Consider the following 13,994-nt stretch of genomic DNA (forward strand, 5'->3'; position numbering starts at 1 on the left):
CCCCACCTGGTCGGAGGCGGCCATGCCCCACCGTCCCGCGCCCCGGCGCTCCCTGGCCCTCGCGTCCGTCTGCCTCGCGGCCTTCGCGATCAACCTGGACACCACGATCGTCAACGTCGCCCTCCCGGACCTCGGCCGCCAACTGCACGCCACCACCCGCGACCTCCAGTGGATCGTCGACGGCTACAACCTCGCCTTCGCGGCCCTCGTCCTGACCGCCGGTTCGCTCGGCGACCGGTTCGGACGACGGCCCGCGCTGCTCACCGGACTCGGCGGCTTCGCGCTCACCGGCGCGCTGGGAGCCGCCACCGGGTCGTCCGGCGCGCTGATCGCCGTCCGCTTCGCCATGGGCGCCTGCGCGGCGGTCATCTTCCCCACGACCCTGTCCGTCATCACCAACGCCTTCCCCGACCGCCGCGCACGCGCCAAGGCGGTCGGCCTGTGGGGCGCGGTCACCGGCCTCGGCGTCGCCGTCGGTCCGGTCGCCGGCGGACTCCTGCTGGCCCACTTCGCCTGGCCCTCGGTCTTCCTCGCGCTCGTACCGGTGGCGCTGGTCGCCCTCGCCGCCACCTGGTTCTGGGTCCCGGAGTCCAGGGACCCGTCGAGCGCCCGACTGGACCCCCCGGGCCTGCTCACCGCCTCGGCCGCCGTCGGCCTGCTGGTCTTCACGGTCATCGAGGCGCCGACCCGGGGCTGGGACCGGCCCGCCACCCTCGCGGGCTTCGCCGCCGCCACCGCCCTCGCCGCCCTCTTCGTGGTGATCGAACGCGGACGCAGCCACCCGATGGTGGACATCACCCTGTTCCGCACCCCGGCCTTCTCCGCCGCCAGCGGAGCGGTCACCGTCGCGTTCTTCGCGCTCTTCGGTTTCATCTTCCTGGTGACGCAGTACTTCCAGTTCATCCGCGGCTACGGCGCCCTCTCCACCGGCGTGCGGATCCTGCCGGTCGCGCTCACCATCGCGCTCGGCTCGCTCGGCGGGGTCGCGCTCGCCGCCAGGGCCGGGACCCGGGCGGTCGTGACCTCCGGGCTCCTGCTGCTCGGGGCCTCCTTCGGGTGGATCGCCCTCTCGCCCGCCTTCCAGTCCTACGGGCTGATCGTCGGTCAAATGATCCTGATGGGACTGGGCCTCGGCCTGACGACCGCACCGGCCACCGAGTCGATCCTCAGTGTCCTGCCGCCCGCCAAGGCGGGCGTCGGATCGGCCGTGAACGACGCGACCCGGGAGGCCGGCGGGACCCTCGGCGTCGCCGTCGTCGGCAGCGTCTTCACCTCCCTCTACGCCTCCCACCTCGCGACCACCGCCTTCTCCACCCTCCCGGCCGGCACCCTCAGCGCGGCCGAGGGCTCGGTGGCCGAGGCCCTGCGCAGCGCGGCGGCCACGCCTCCGGGCTCCGGGGAGGCGCTGCGGGCGGCGGTCCAGAGCTCCTTCATGCACGGATTCCACGTCGCCTGCACCGTCGGTCTCGCGGTCTGCCTCCTCGGCGCCGCCCTGGCCCTGGCCCTGCCCGGCGCCCACCCCGCGCCCGTGTCCTCGACACCGGCACCGGCACCGGTCCTGCCGAGGCGGTGACGCTGTCCCCGAGGCAGCCGGGTGCTCGAGGGGGCGGCACGTGACGTGATGCCCGGTTTGCTTGAGGCGGGGGCGCAGCTGCCGGCTAGGTCGTGACGAAGGCGCCGGTGGCGGCGTCGATGGTGACCACCAGGATGCCCTTCTTCTGCTGGTCCTCCGGCGGCTTCATGCCGACCAGCCAGCGCGGGTGCCAGGTGCCGTCGCGGTCCGCCTGGGCGAGGAGGATCGTGCTGCTGGTGGTGAAGCCGGGGTGGGCGGTGGCCGCGGTGCTCCGGGCGGTCGCCTCGGTGACGGTCGCCTTCGGGAGGGCGGGCGGGTCGACGTGCCGGGCGGAGAACGAACTGACCCGGCCGTTGCCGGTGACGAGCAGGTCGAGTCGCATCGGCATGAGGACGCCGTCGACGCGGGAACGCCACTGGACGGTCCTGGCGCCGCCGGAATTGGGCTGGGGGTCGGTGCTGGGGTAGCTGTCGGTGAGGGCCCAGGGGAAGTGGGTCCGGGCGAAGCGGGTGGCGGCGTCGACCGCGACGTCGTCGCTGACTTCGCCGGGTGCCTGGTCGGGGGTCGGCCCGACGAGCCCGGAGGCCGGTTCGCCGCCCGGCCACGCCAGTTCGAGGCTGCCCTGCCGGCCGGTGACGCTGACCGTCCCGGGGTGGCCGGAGGATCCTTCGACGTACTGGACGGACGCGATCTCGGCGGCCGACCCGAAGAACTCCCGGAACGCCTTGGTGGCGGCGGCCCGCTGGGCCGGTCCGGCCGCGGTGTTCTCCGTGGGGTCGGGTGCGACGACCGTCACGGAGGGCACCAGGACGGCCGCGATCACTGCGGCTCCGCCCACGAGGGCGACCGCCCCGCGTGCGAGCTCGCGCCTGGTGGTGCCCAGCGGTCGGTCGCCCGTCCGGCGGCTCCACAGGTACGCGAGGCCACAGCCGAGCACGGCCCCGAGCGCGTTGTCCCACAGGTCGGCGGAATCGCAGCTGCGGCCGATGCCGGGGGTCAGGGCCTGGGTCGCCTCGACGGCTGCGGAGAGCAGCGTGAGGGCGATGCCGGTGCTGACGGGCCGTCGAACGAGGCGGGAGGTGAAGAAGCCGGCCGGGACGAACAGGGCGATGTTCATCAGGCCCTGGGTGCCCGACATCGCACCCGTCAGGTCGAGCCCGGCGGTGCAGCGGAGCGGGGCCGGTGCGTCGGGGTGCACGGGGTAGAGGGTGGCGACGAGCACCAGGGCGGTGGACGCTCCGGCGAGCGCGGACAGCGGCCTCGGGGCCGAGCGCCGTCCGGCGACGGCCGCCGAGAGGGCGGCGGCGCCGATCAGAGCCGCCAGGACGGTCCAGAGCAGTCCCGGCTCGTGGTGGAGGATCGCGCGGATCATGCTGGTGGCACTCCAGTGGGCACGGCGATGGGCCCACGCCCTCGGGCGCGGGCCCATCGTGACGGCGGGCGGCTGCTAGCAGATGGTGACGGGCGCGTTGTAGAACGTGTTCTGGCCCTTGACGGCCATCCAGCCGATCACGTTCTGGCAGTCGTTGAACCCGAGGTCCCAGAACCACGCGTCCTTGGTCTGGTTGACGGACTGGTCGCTCCAGTCGCGGTTGTAGGAGTAGCCGTGGTAGTTGAACCCGAACTGTGCGGTGATGGTGCCGCCGCCGGTCTTCTCGTAGACGTCCTGCAGCTGCCAGAAGGCGGACCCGTCGGGCTGGGTCTTGTCCTCCTGGGAGATGGACGTGCTGAGGCGGCCGTTGGAGAGCGACGTCGACGCGTTGTACTTCGCTTGTGCCATGGCCTGGGATGCGCCTCCGACGGCCAGGAGGGCTCCGGCCAGGGCGGTTCCGATGACGCGCGTGCCGATTCGCATGATGCTCCTCTTGGTGAAGGGGGGTCAGGAACGGATCGGTCCTCCCGCACCGTTCATGGTTCCGGGCGGGCTCCCCGTGTGCTTTCCACGGTAGGACGGGGTTCCTGCCTTGGAATCAGCAATGCGTCTCAGGGACTCCGCAATGCGTCTCCAGACGCCCGCGGTCCGTCGGAGCGGACGGGCCGGAGCGCGGCCGGCTGTTGCGCGTGATCGGCAGGATCGCGCTCAGCGACCGGTGATGACGATCGGCCCTTCAGACCGTGAACCACTCCTTGGCCTCGGCGGAGCTGTACGCCCGGACGATGATGCCCGCGATCGCGATACCGGCCAGCGAGATGATCGAGCCGGAGAAGAGCTGGATCACGCCGCTGACGATCGCGAGCCACTCGATCACCAGTACGGTCCTCCGGGTCCACCGGGCCCCACCCGGCGCCAGGGCCGCGCAGGTGCCGAGCAGGACGCCGATCAGGATCGAGAGGAAGGCGATGAACGTCACCATGGCGACGCCTTCACCGTGCTGGCCGTGGATCAGTGCGAGGAGGAAGATCCCAGCCGCGCTGTTGCCGACGGCGTGCAGCCAGACCCCCGCTACCACCCACTTGAGTGATGTCGGCATCCGCTCGTCCGCCAACTGGTTCGCCATCGGTGACCACCCCCGGATCGTCGGTGCGGCCGGGCCGGCGGCCGGGCCGTAGGGGAGAGGATCCGGGTGGCCGGGTCCGCCGTCAATGGCCACGACCGCCTCCCTTTCTCAGGTCGGCCGAGGCGCGGAGGGCCGTAGCGGTCCGCCGGGGACCGGCGGACCGCTACGGGCGGGGGTGGTGGCGCAGGCCGGGGTGACCAGGTCCAGGTACGCGTCGTGCCAGAGGTCCTCGTCGCCGTCCGGCAGCAGCAGCACCCGGTCCGGCCGGAGCGCCTCGATGGCACCGGGGTCGTGGGTGACCATCACGATCGCGCCCGGGTAGGTGCCGACCGAGGCCAGCACCTCGGCCCGGGAGGCCGGATCGAGGTTGTTGGTCGGCTCGTCCAACAGCAGCACGTTGGCGCCGGAGTGGACCAGGGCGGCCAGCGCCAGCCTGGTCTTCTCGCCGCCGGACAGCACGCCGGCCGGCTTGTCGGCGTCGTCCCCGCGGAACAGGAACGCGCCGAGGACGGTCCGCAGTTCGCCGTCGGTCAGCTCGGGCGCGGCCGCGGCCAGGTTGTCGCGCACGCTGAGCGCGGGGTCCAGGGTGTCGTGCTCCTGGGCGAAGTAGCCGAGCCGCAGGCCGGTGCCGGCGACGACCCGGCCGGAGTCCGGGCGTTCCCGCCCGGCCAGGACGCGCAGCAGGGTGGTCTTGCCGGCGCCGTTGAGGCCGAGCACGACCGTCCGGCTGCCGCGCTCCACGGCGAGGTCCAGGCCGCTCAGCACCGTCCGGCCGCCGTAGGCCTTGGCCAGGCTCACCGCGCCGAGCGGGGTCCGGCCGCAGGGCGCGGGCTCGGGCAGCCGGATGCGTGCCGCGCGCTCGGTCTGCCGTACGGGTTCCAGCTCGGCGAGCATCCGGTCGGCGCGCCGGGCCATGCTGCGGGCGCTGGTCGCGGTGGCGACGTTGGACCGCATCCGGTCGGCCTGGGCGTGCAGGGCGGCGGCCTTGCGTTCGGCGTTGGCCCGTTCCCGGGTGCGGCGGCGCTCGTCGGCCGCACGCTGGGCCAGGTAGGCCCGCCAGCCGGTGTTGTGGACGTCGAGCGCGGCGCGCTGCGGGTCCAGGTGGAAGACCCGGTTGACGGTCTCCGCCAGCAGGTCGAGGTCGTGGCTGATCAGCACCAGTCCGCCCCGGTGGGTGGCGAGGAAGCCGCGCAGCCAGCCGACCGAGTCGGCGTCCAGGTGGTTGGTGGGCTCGTCCAGCAGCAGGGTGCCGTGGTCGGCGAACAGGATGCGGGCCAGTTCGACCCGGCGGCGCTGGCCGCCGGAGAGGGTGCCGACGGGGGCGTCCAGCATCCGGGCGGGCAGCCCGAGTCCGGCCGCGACCCGGGCGGCCTCGGCCTCGGCCGGGTAGCCGCCGCGGGACTGGAACGCGGCGTCGGCGCGCGCGTAGGCGTCCATCGCCCGGCGTTCCTCGGCGGCGGAGCCGGCCACGGCCATGGCCCGCTCGGCGTCGCGCAGCGCGCGGAGGGCGGTGTCCAGGCCGCGGGCGGACAGGATGCGGTCGGTGACGGTGACGGCCGGGTCGGCGGCGCGGGAGTCCTGCGCGAGGTAGCCGACCGGTCCGGTGCGGGTGACCGTACCGGCGGCGGGGGGCAGGTGCCCGGCGAGGGTGGAGAGCAGGGTGGTCTTGCCGGCGCCGTTGCGGCCGACCAGGCCGATCCGGTCGCCGGGGGCGATGTGCAGGGTGACGTCGGACAGCAGCAGACGGGCGCCGACGCGCACGTCGACACCACGGGTGGTGATCATGGGGTAACGCTCCGAAACGACTAGCGGACAGACGGGTGGCGTGGAGGCGGTCCGTCAGCTAGGAGATGCGGGGCGTAGACATGTCGGCCAGGGTAACGGGCGGCCGGTCCGGACGCACCCGAATTAACGGGTGCGTCCGCTTGGCGGGTGCGTCCGCGCGGGCCGTCAGCCGCGCAGCACGGCGGCCACCACTGCCGGGTGGAACAGCCGGGTCGGTGGCGCGACCAGCGACAGTACCTCGTGGAAGGCCGCCGTGATCTCGGGGTTGTGGGTGGCGCCCCGGAGCACCTTGTCCAGGTAGCGGTGCTGGAGCCTGATCAGGGCGCCCGAGGGCCCGCCCGTGGTGGCGGCGAAGCGGACGTCCTCGGCGCTGGACATCATCCACGCGGTCTTGGACACCGCCGCGATCTCCCGGCGCGCGTCACGGGCGGTGGCGGGCCCGACGCCGCCGTGCCGGGCGGCCGTGCGGCGCAGCACCTGGGCGCAGAACAGCGACACGGTGATGCCCTGCCCGTACACCGGATTGAAGGTGCTCGCGGCGTCGCCGACCGCCACCAGGCCGTCCGGGGCGCCGCGTTCGTAGTGCCGCCGTACGCCCGGGCCGGGCAGGAAGCCGCGTACCTCGCCCGCCGGTTCGGCGCCCCGCAGCATCTCCGCGAGGGCCGGGTCGCGCAGCCGGGACAGGTGCTCGGTGAAGCCCTCGGTGCCGGGCGCGGGCTCCGCGCCGCGCATCCCGGCCAGGCTCACGATCCAGCGGTCGCCCTCGACCGGCAGCAGGACGCCCATCCGGGGCTTGTCCGGGGCCTTGGTCTGGAGGTAGACGGCCTGGTGGCCGAGGTCGACGCCGGTCGGTCGGTGGAACAGCCGGGAGGCGTACGCGACGCCCGCGTCCACCCGCTCCTCCGGCACCGGGCGGCCCAGTTCGCCGAGCCACTTCGGCACCGAGGTCGAGCGGCCGGCCGCGTCGATCACCAACTCGGCCGGGATCTCCCGGACTTCGCCGCGCCCCTGGACGTCCCCGCGCTCCCGGCCGCGCTCGCGGACCTTCACCCCGGTGACCCGCTGCGCCGAGCCGAGCAGGCCGACCACGTCGGTGCCCTCCAGGAACTCGATCGACGGTTCGGTGCGGACCCGGTCCAGCACCACCTTGTCCAGCACCGGCCGGGTGCAGGAGAGGAAGGCCAGTCGGGCCGGGTAGTCGGCCATCCAGCCGGCGGAGCTGAGCCACCGGAGGTCGCCCGAGGTGGAGACCCGGTGCGCGCCCGCGTCGGTCAACTCCTGCTTGATGCCGGGCATCAGCTCCTCCAGCGCGCGGTGCCCCGCCTCCAGCACCAGGTGCGCGTGCCGGCCCTGCGGCACCCCGGCCCGGAACGCCGGCGTGTCCGGGTACCGGTCCCGCTCCACCACGACGATCCGCTCGGCGCGCCCCCGCAGCGCCCAGGCCGCCACCACGCCGGCCAGCCCGCCGCCGATCACCACCGCCGTGCCCCGCCCGGGGGCCGTCTCCGAAGAATTCATGCGACGTAGCGTAGTGGTGGCGGCGTCGGACCGTAATCGTTCCAGCTGGACGAACGGGCCGACGGCGTAAGTCCGTTGAGGCCCGGTCCGGACGGCCTCGGGGCCGCCGGTGTGTCCGGTCGGAAGGGTGGTGGAGAGGGGCGGTGGTCAGGGGCGGTGGAGAGGGTCGGTCGTGCGGGTACTAACATCGGGTGGGGTTGCGTCGGCGTCCCCCGGGGCGCGCGGATTCGAGGAGGTGAGAGCCGTGGAGTGCAGTAGTACGGGTCGAAGTCGGCCCCGCCCCCGGTTGTCCCGCAGGATTCGCGGCCCCCGGCACTCCTCCTCCCGTACGGCTCCCGCGCAGGGCTGACCCCGCCACCGGCGGGGCGCGCCGCCGGTCGCGCCGTGCGCGTGGCGGCGGGCCGGGCGCCTCCGGCCCACCGTGCCGAGCACGGCGGTGGCCGGGCACCCACCGTGGAGGTTCCCCGCATGTCCGACTGGCGTGTGCGCGCCGTGCGCGCGAGCAGGCGTCCGTTCTCCCGTCCGACGGCCGAGCGCCGGCCCGTCGACCCCCGGTCCGCGCCCGAGCACTCGATGGACCCGCGTCCGGACCAGCCGGTCGAGCCGGGGGCGCTGGAGCGTTCCCTGGTGGACGCGGCGGTCTACCGCGACGGCCGCCGCACGGACGCGCCCGCCGACCTCGCCGCGATCTACCGCGAACTGCCCGACCGGCCCGGCACGATGGCCTGGATCGGGCTGTTCCGCCCGGCGGAGGCGCAGCTTCTGGAGGCCGCGGACCGGTTCAACCTGCACGAACTGGCCGTCGAGGACGCCATCGTGGCCCACCAGCGGCCGAAGCTGGAGCGCTACGGCGACACCCTGTTCGTGGTGCTGCGCGCCGCCCGCTACCTGGACGAGGCGGAGGAGGTGGACTTCGGCGAGATCCACCTGTTCGTCGGCCCCGAGTTCGTCATCACCGTGCGCCACTCGCAGGCCCCGGACCTCTCCGCGGTGCGCCGCCGCCTGGAGGACGACCCGGAGCTGCTGGCGCTCGGTCCGGAGGCGGTGCTGTACGGGGTACTGGACGCCGTGGTGGACGGCTACGCGCCGGTGATCGCCGGGCTCCAGCACGACATCGACGAGATCGAGACCGAGGTGTTCGGCGGGGACCCGCACGTCTCCCGCCGGATCTACGAGCTGTCCCGCGAGGTGATCGAGCTCCAGCGGGCCACCCGGCCGCTGCTGGAGATCATGCGGAGCCTGGAGGCGGGCTTCGGCAAGTACGGCACCGACGAGGAGCTCCAGCGCCGCCTGCGGGACGTCGCCGACCACGCCACCTACGCGGCCGAGCGGGTGGACGGCTTCCGGCAGATGCTGCAGAACATCCTGACGGTGAACGCGACGCTGGTCTCGCAGCGGCAGAACGAGGAGATGAAGCAGCTCGCCGAGGCCGGGCACGCGCAGAACGACGAGATCAAGAAGATCTCCTCCTGGGCGGCCATCCTGTTCGCGCCGACCCTGATCGGCACGGTCTACGGGATGAACTTCGAGATCATGCCGGAGCTCAAGTGGGCCTTCGGCTATCCGTTCGCGGTCGGGCTGATGGCGCTGGTCTGCACCGGGCTGTACCTGGTGTTCAAGCGCCGCGACTGGCTCTGACGGCCCCGGGCCGGGCAGCTGCCGGGCGCCGCTCCGGGCCGTCCGGGTGCCACCGGCGACCCCCGTGCTAAGGAAGCGTCAAGATCCCCGTCCGCCGGTGTCAAGGAGCCGTCAGGGAGCGTCCCACCGCCGGTGGCGCGGCACTAGCGTCGCGCGGCGGAGAGAAACGGTTCTGTGTTCGGTTCCCACCGGGAGCCCCGGCGGACCGTGCCACGGGGGAAAGGGACGTGTGGTCATGACCACCTCGACAGCAGGCAGATCGGCCACCTCGGAGGAGGCGGCCGCCGGAGGGGACGACGGCCCGGAACCGGCCGGGAGCGGCGAACCCGCCGGACCGCGGCCGCCGACCGGACCGTGGCTGCCGCCCGGGCCGCTGGCCCGGCTCGGGCAGGGCCTGCGGACGGTCGGCAGCCGCTCCTACTGGACCACCCCGCGCCTGGTCCGCGCGCTCACCGCGCTGAGCCTGGCCGCCCTGATCGGCCTCGGCGCCACCGCCACCGCCGTGCTCGGCGGCGCCCGGGACGGCACCGACACCATCGGCCACCGGGCGGCCCCGCAGGCCACCCGCGCCGCCGACCTCTACTTCGCGCTCAGCGACATGGACGCCCAGGCCGCCAACCTGCTGCTGGTCGGCGACGACCAGGACTACGCCGCGCTGCGCAAGCAGACCCTGGACACCTACGAGCAGCGCCGCAACCAGGCCGACGACGACCTCCAGCAGGCCGCCCAGGCGGCCGCCGCCGACCCGGCCGGGCAGCGCGCCGTCCAACTGGTGCTCGGCCGGCTCGGCAGCTACGAGGCCCTGGTGGCCCGCTCCCAGCTGCTGGAGGAGCAGGCCAAGGCCCCGGCCGGCCAGCCCTCGCCCGCCGCCCTGGACGCCTACCGGCAGGCCTCCGACCTGCTGCGCAGCCAGCTGCTGCCCGCCGCCGACCAGGTCACCGCCGCCAACGAGGCGACCGTCGACCGCGTCTACGGCGAGCAGCGCGACGCCCTGGGCACCGGCTGGTGGTGGCTGTTCGGCGCCGGACTGCTCGCCCTCGCCGCGCTGGTCGGGCTCCAGCGCGCGCTGCTCGTGCGCTACCACCGGGTGTTCAACCCGGCGCTGGCCGGCGTCACCCTGCTGACCGGCGTGGTGCTGGTGACCGGTCTGGCCCTGGTGGGCCGCACCTCGGACCACCTGGTGACGGCCAAGAGCGACGCCTATGACTCGGTGATCGCGCTCAGCCGCTCCCGGGCCGTCGCGTACGACATGAACGCCGACGAGAGCCGCTACCTGATCGACCCGAGCCGGGCGGCCGTGTGGGAGCAGGCCTACCTGGAGCAGAGCCAGGCGATCGTCCACCTCGACGGGGCGACCCTGGACACCTACGGCACCCGGCTGCAGACCGCCGTCGAACGCCACCACCAGGACCGCTCCACCGTCCCCTTCGGCGGGTACCTGGGCGCCGAGCTGAACAACATCACCTTCCCCGGCGAGCAGGCGGCCGCCGAGCGGGTCCTGAGCGCCTTCCAGGAGTACCAGGCGATCGACCACCGGATGCGCGTGCTGCGCGGCGCGGGGCAGCTCAAGGACGCGATCACGCTCAACACCGGCCTCGCCGAGGGGCAGTCCAACTACCAGTTCGGGCAGTTGGGCGCGGCCATGCAGGACACCATCGACGTCAACCAGAAGGCGATGGACTCGGCCCTCGCGGCGACCGACGGCGACCTCGACGGCACCTCGGCGGCCCTGGGCGGGGTCGTCCTGGCGGCGGCGGTGGCGCTCACCGCGCTGGGGGTGCGGCCCCGGCTGCGCGAGTACCGGTAGCGCGAGTGCCGGTGGCGCGCGTACCGGTGGCGCGAGTGCCGGTGGCGCGCGGCCCGACGACCGGGTGACGGGGGAGGACTGGAAGGCCGTGATCCGGGAAGCCGGAGGAGGGGGCCCGGTGGCGGTCGGCGGACCGCCACCGGGCCCTCGGCAGGTGGGGACGGGCCGTCACCGGTGTGCCGGATTGACAAGCACCCTTGCCGTCCCGGCGAATAGCAGGCATGGCCGACGAAGAGTTCGAGAACGTCCTCACCACGGTGGGCCCGCGGCTGCGGGCCCTGCGCAGGGAGCGCGGCACCACGCTCGCCAAGCTGGCCGCGGCGACCGGGATCTCGCTCAGCACGCTGTCCCGTCTGGAGTCCGGGCAGCGCAAGCCGACCCTGGAGCTGCTGCTGCCGCTGGCCCGGGAGTACCGGGTGCCGCTGGACGAACTGGTCGGCGCCCCGGCCACCGGGGACCCGCGGATCCACCCGCGCCCGGTGACCAGGAACGGCCAGACCGTCGTCCCGCTCACCCGCCACCTCGGTGGTCTGCACGCGTACAAGCACATCGTGCCGCCGGGCCGGAACGCCGGGCCGGAGCTGGAGTTGAAGGTCCACGAGGGCTACGAGTGGCTGTACGTGCTGTCCGGGAGGCTGCGGCTGGTGCTCGGCCCGCACGACCTGGAACTGACCGCCGGTGAGGCCGCCGAGTTCGACACCCGGACCCCGCACGGCTTCGGCAACGCCGGTTCGCAGCCGGTGGAGTTCCTCAGCCTGTTCGGTCCGCAGGGCGAACGCATCCACATCAGGGCGCGACCGGGAACCTCTGTTCGGTAGGTTCGTTCCCTGACAGGGGGTCTCCGCTTCGGGCTCCCCCGCAGGCCGTCGGGAGGGGCCGATTACATGAGTGTGCAGCAGAGCACGGAGTCCGGTGAGAGCGGCGGAACCGAGCAGAGGCCGGGGACCGCGCCGGAGGGGGCCGGCACCGGCCCCGGCGCAGGCCCCGGCGCAGGCCCCGGTGCCGGGCCCGCCACCGGGCCGGGCGCCGCCCCCGGAACCCGTTCCGGAGCCGGGACGGAGGAGCCGCCGGAGCCGGAAGCCGGGCGGGCCGCCGGACCGGAGGAGTCCACCGCGGCCGGTGCGAAGCCCGCGCGCAAGAAGCGCCCGTTCTGGCAGGAGCTGCCGATCCTGCTGGTGATCGCCCTGCTGCTCTCGCTCGGCATCAAGACCTTCTTCGTGCAGGCCTTCTCGATCCCCTCCGGTTCGATGGAGAACACCCTGCAGATCGGCGACCGGGTGCTGGTCGACAAGCTCACCCCGTGGTTCGGCGCCGAGCCGGAGCGCGGCGAGGTGGTGGTCTTCCGCGACCCGGGCGGCTGGCTGGAGGACACCCCCACGACCAGCTCCGGCGGCGTCATGGGCACCGTCCAGAAGGCGCTGAGCACCGTCGGCCTGATGCCCTCGGCGGACGAGAAGGACCTGATCAAGCGGGTCATCGCGGTCGGCGGCGACACCGTCGAGTGCAACGCGGGCAGCCCGGTGAAGGTGAACGGCGTCGCGCTGGTCGAGCCGTACCTCTTCCCCGGGGCGACGCCCTGCGACAACGACCCGGTCGGCACCGTCACCGTGCCCAAGGGCAAGCTCTGGGTGATGGGAGACCACCGGAACAACTCCCGGGACTCCCGCCCGCACCAGAACCTCACCGGGGACGGCTTCGTGCCGGTGGACAACGTGGTCGGCCGGGCGTTCGTGGTGGCGTGGCCGATCTCCGACTGGTCCACCCTGCCCGTCCCGGACACCTTCGACAAGGTGCCCTCCCGGGCCGCGGGCAGCCCGGTGGAGGCGCCCCCGGCGCCGGCGGTGCTCGCCCTCGCGGGCGTCGTGCCGATCGCGCTGTGGCGGCGCCGGCGGGCGCGGCGCACCGGACGCTGAGCGGTACCGCTCCGCCGGAACTCCGCCCGCCGTGTTCTACACGGCTGTAGAGTTCCGGCGACGGGCCGCGGCGTCGGGCGCGGTCGCACCGGTCGGATCGGAGGCGGGACCGTGGTGGAGCGTTCGAACGGGCCCGCGGCGCCCGCCGTGTCGTCCGCGGTGCCCGCGGCGCCCACCGAGGTGCCCGTGCCGCCGATGGACCGGGAGGTCCGGTGGGTGTACCAGCCGGTCGAGGTCGACCTCGGTGACGGCCACTGGGCGCCCGGCCGGATCAGCGGCTGGTGGCAGGACCCGACCGGGCGGAACTGGTGCCGGCTGCGGGTCGGCCGCAGCGGACTGCCCGCCGACTGGCGGCCGTTCGAACCCGACCGGGTACGGCTGCTCCCGGTCTCCGGGTTGTGAAGAGAGTGTCAGGAGTTCTTGGCGGAACCGTTCGAGGACCCCTGTCGTCCCTGGGAGCGAACGCCGACTAGGCCACTTTCAGCAACCGGGGACGACGTGAGTTCCGAGATCTACTTCAACAACAACTACCGCGACCTGTGCGAGCAGTACGGGACGGGCGCGGGCTTCCAGTTCGAGTTCTCCTGCTACCGCTGCTCCGACACCTGGCGCTCGCCGTTCGAGCGGTTCACCACCGGTCAGGTGGCGGGCTGGCTGGGCAAGGGCGTCAGTGCGGCGTGGAACCTCATCGGCGGCAACGCCAACACGATCAGCAACGCCGCGGACGGCCTGGCCGGCCAGACCTGGGGCACCTCGCGGGACGCCGCGTTCCAGCGCGCGATCGACAACGCCCAGTCGCACTTCAACCGTTGTGCCCGCTGCACCCGCTACGTCTGCGGCCGCTGCTTCAACCCGGAGCAGGGCCTGTGCTTCGACTGCGCCCCGGACACCGCCGCCGAGGCGGCCGCGGCCCAGCGGCGCGGCCTCAACGACATGGTCTCGGACCGCGCCTACCAGGTCGGCCAGCAGTCCGGCGCGGAGTACGACGTGCGGACGCCGCGCCAACTGGTCTGCCCGCAGTGCCACACGGAGACCCACGGCACGCCGTTCTGCCCCGGCTGCGGGTTCAAGCTGGCGCAGCCCGTCCAGTGCGGGCAGTGCCACAAGGACGTGCCCGACGGGGCGGCGTTCTGCCCGTCCTGCGGGGCGAGGCGCTGAGCGGCCGGTAGGTCGACGCGGCGGGGGGGGCCGCGCCCCGGGGGGGGGGGGGGGGGCCCCGGGCGGCGGGCCCCGGCCGGGGGGGCGGGGCGGCCCCCGCGCGG

At 73.9% G+C, this 13,994-nt stretch carries 12 protein-coding genes; 7 read left to right on the forward strand and 5 right to left on the reverse strand.

Translation table 11 applies throughout. The features are described from left to right. Positions 1–22 precede the first annotated feature (22 nt). Entirely contained in the window at positions 23–1,573 is a 1,551-nt protein-coding gene (locus ACFY2K_RS15615) for an MFS transporter (protein WP_380531900.1), read from the forward strand. Positions 1,574–1,658: 85 nt separating this feature from the next. On the opposite strand, the gene ACFY2K_RS15620 is transcribed toward ACFY2K_RS15615, so the two are convergent. The 5 genes from ACFY2K_RS15620 to ACFY2K_RS15640 form a co-directional block, all read right to left on the reverse strand. Further along, complete coding sequence (locus ACFY2K_RS15620; protein ID WP_387711765.1) at positions 1,659–2,945, reverse strand: VanZ family protein; 1,287 nt, start codon at positions 2,943–2,945, stop codon at positions 1,659–1,661. Between the two features lie 75 nt (positions 2,946–3,020). Then, a complete protein-coding gene (locus ACFY2K_RS15625; RefSeq protein WP_375889433.1) occupies positions 3,021–3,428 on the reverse strand; it encodes a hypothetical protein in 408 nt (135 codons plus the stop codon). A 253-nt stretch (positions 3,429–3,681) separates the two neighbouring features. Beyond that, positions 3,682–4,071 carry a hypothetical protein gene (locus tag ACFY2K_RS15630; protein ID WP_375889434.1) on the reverse strand — a complete coding sequence of 130 codons (390 nt, stop codon included), beginning with the start codon at positions 4,069–4,071 and terminating at the stop codon, positions 3,682–3,684. A gap of 108 nt (positions 4,072–4,179) precedes the next feature. Further along, positions 4,180–5,856 (reverse strand): ABC-F family ATP-binding cassette domain-containing protein, encoded by a 1,677-nt coding sequence (locus ACFY2K_RS15635; protein WP_387711768.1) that lies wholly within the window; start codon positions 5,854–5,856, stop codon positions 4,180–4,182. A 165-nt stretch (positions 5,857–6,021) separates the two neighbouring features. After that, positions 6,022–7,374, reverse strand: coding sequence for an NAD(P)/FAD-dependent oxidoreductase (locus ACFY2K_RS15640; protein ID WP_380531909.1), 1,353 nt, complete (start codon positions 7,372–7,374; stop codon positions 6,022–6,024). A 468-nt stretch (positions 7,375–7,842) separates the two neighbouring features. On the opposite strand from ACFY2K_RS15640, the gene ACFY2K_RS15645 reads away from it, so the two are divergent. The 6 genes from ACFY2K_RS15645 to ACFY2K_RS15670 all read left to right on the forward strand — a co-directional run bounded on the left by ACFY2K_RS15645 (position 7,843) and on the right by ACFY2K_RS15670 (position 13,890). Next, on the forward strand, positions 7,843–9,012 hold the full coding sequence (locus tag ACFY2K_RS15645) for a magnesium and cobalt transport protein CorA (RefSeq protein WP_375889442.1): 1,170 nt from the start codon (positions 7,843–7,845) through the stop codon (positions 9,010–9,012). A gap of 235 nt (positions 9,013–9,247) precedes the next feature. Next, complete coding sequence (locus ACFY2K_RS15650) at positions 9,248–10,819, forward strand: hypothetical protein (protein WP_387711770.1); 1,572 nt, start codon at positions 9,248–9,250, stop codon at positions 10,817–10,819. Between the two features lie 221 nt (positions 10,820–11,040). After that, a complete protein-coding gene (locus ACFY2K_RS15655) occupies positions 11,041–11,637 on the forward strand; it encodes a helix-turn-helix domain-containing protein (RefSeq protein ID WP_375890955.1) in 597 nt (198 codons plus the stop codon). Positions 11,638–11,703: 66 nt separating this feature from the next. Further along, positions 11,704–12,732, forward strand: coding sequence for a signal peptidase I (gene lepB, locus ACFY2K_RS15660; protein ID WP_387711772.1), 1,029 nt, complete (start codon positions 11,704–11,706; stop codon positions 12,730–12,732). A gap of 111 nt (positions 12,733–12,843) precedes the next feature. Then, positions 12,844–13,134, forward strand: a complete 291-nt coding sequence (locus ACFY2K_RS15665) for a hypothetical protein (RefSeq protein WP_380589134.1) — start codon at positions 12,844–12,846, stop codon at positions 13,132–13,134. Positions 13,135–13,230: 96 nt separating this feature from the next. Further along, positions 13,231–13,890 (forward strand): zinc ribbon domain-containing protein, encoded by a 660-nt coding sequence (locus ACFY2K_RS15670; RefSeq protein WP_380589137.1) that lies wholly within the window; start codon positions 13,231–13,233, stop codon positions 13,888–13,890. Positions 13,891–13,994: the final 104 nt, after the last annotated feature.

This window comes from Kitasatospora sp. NPDC001309, from assembly GCF_042896295.1.
GTDB lineage: Bacteria > Actinomycetota > Actinomycetes > Streptomycetales > Streptomycetaceae > Kitasatospora.